Raw genomic sequence first — 1,458 nt, forward strand, 5'->3', positions numbered from 1 at the left:
CTCGCCGAACATAATGACACCGCTTTCCTCATCCTGTAGAAGGAAGGGAATGCCGGGAAGCACATCGCTAAATAGTCTGGTTGTCACATATTCATCGACAGATTCGACATATTCCTGTGATGGCATTTTTCGTCCGGTTGCGGTCAGCGTCCCGCCAACGTTCATGACCTCAATCGCGAGGGCGCTGTCGTCCGGGCTGCGGTAATAGGCGGTGCTCCCCTCGGGAATATTCGCGATGTCTGCCTGCGCCGCCGCCAGCGTCGCGTACTGCTTACTGAGCGGAATGATGTTCTGCCTGACCTCATCGTTTTTCGCCATCATCTGACGCCACGTATCCAGCGGTTCACCTGCTCGGTCGTTAACTGTTCCTGCCGGACCGTTCACCAGTTCGTCAGCGCGCTTGACGTTATCCAGGAAAATTTCAGGCGTCGTCGTTCCCAAAGGCGGGTTAAGTTCGGCCATGTTTTTTGCTCCAAAAAAGCGTTCGCCCAAACGAGGGTTTGAGCGAATGGCCGCGGCTTTTTACAATCAGCTATTTCAAGGAGTTAGATAGTGCTGATTGGCTATGCGAGGGTATCGACCGGGGATCAAAACCTCGATTTACAGAAAAACGCGCTGATCCGCGCAGAATGTGAGCTGTTTTTCGAGGATATGGCCAGCGGGAAGAATGCCCGGCGGCCAGGGTTAAAGCGCGCCTTACGGCGGCTGCGCCCGGGCGATGTGCTGGTGGTCTGGAAGCTGGACAGGCTGGGTCGCAGCGTGCGCGATTTGATTACACTCGTGTCGGAGCTGCAGGCGCGCGGGGTGAATTTTCGCAGTCTTACCGACAGCATCGATACCAGTACGCCAGCAGGCCGCTTTTTCTTCCACGTCATGAGCGCCCTGGCGGAAATGGAGCGCGAGCTGATCGTCGAGCGTACCCGAGCCGGTTTAGCCGCAGCGAGGGAGCAGGGGAGAGTAGGCGGACGCCGCCGGGTAATGACCACTGAGGTTGTGGAGCGGTGCCGCAGAATGCTGGAGAACGGCGCTACCCGGCAGCAGGTGGCTGATGTGATAGGGGTGGGGGTGAAGACGATCTACAAATACTTTCCTGCTGCCGTCCGCGATCAAGGATTCCTGCCCTTCCCGTGATATGTAACATTTGAGATAATAAGTACTTTCATTTTTGAAAACAGTTTGGTTTGTTCGTGAACGGTAAGAAAACAATAAGTTTTGAACAATTTTTAACTATTAACAGCAATCTTGTTTCCATCTCAGATACATGGGCAGACTTGTGGGCGTTAATTTTTCACACAGGTTTAAGCGCTGGAAGGCTGCTGAGTATTCGATATGATGATATTGATGATGGCTTGATACTGATACGAAAACAGGGTCACCTGAAGGAGCTACGTGTTGAATCAACCCCTCCAGTGGAGGGGATCATTGCTCGTAGAAGAGAACGCTATCCAGAAGATGTTT

The 1,458-nt window shown here is 53.2% G+C and carries 2 protein-coding genes and 1 pseudogene; 2 read left to right on the forward strand and 1 reads right to left on the reverse strand.

Annotation, left to right across the window (positions count from 1 at the left end; all coding sequences use genetic code 11):
• Positions 1–462 (reverse strand): annotated as a pseudogene (locus tag ACQUTI_RS26265) (flagellar biosynthesis protein); the annotation flags it as partial.
• A gap of 90 nt (positions 463–552) precedes the next feature.
• On the opposite strand from ACQUTI_RS26265, the gene ACQUTI_RS26270 reads away from it, so the two are divergent.
• Entirely contained in the window at positions 553–1,131 is a 579-nt protein-coding gene (locus tag ACQUTI_RS26270) for a recombinase family protein (RefSeq protein ID WP_023325176.1), read from the forward strand.
• A 50-nt stretch (positions 1,132–1,181) separates the two neighbouring features.
• Positions 1,182–1,458, forward strand: a 277-nt coding sequence (locus ACQUTI_RS26275) for a hypothetical protein (RefSeq protein WP_141405403.1), incomplete at its 3' end; no start/stop codon positions are given.

The sequence above is a fragment of the Klebsiella sp. 7-CIP_Kleb. genome (assembly GCF_050378655.1).
Lineage (GTDB): Bacteria > Pseudomonadota > Gammaproteobacteria > Enterobacterales > Enterobacteriaceae > Klebsiella > Klebsiella quasipneumoniae.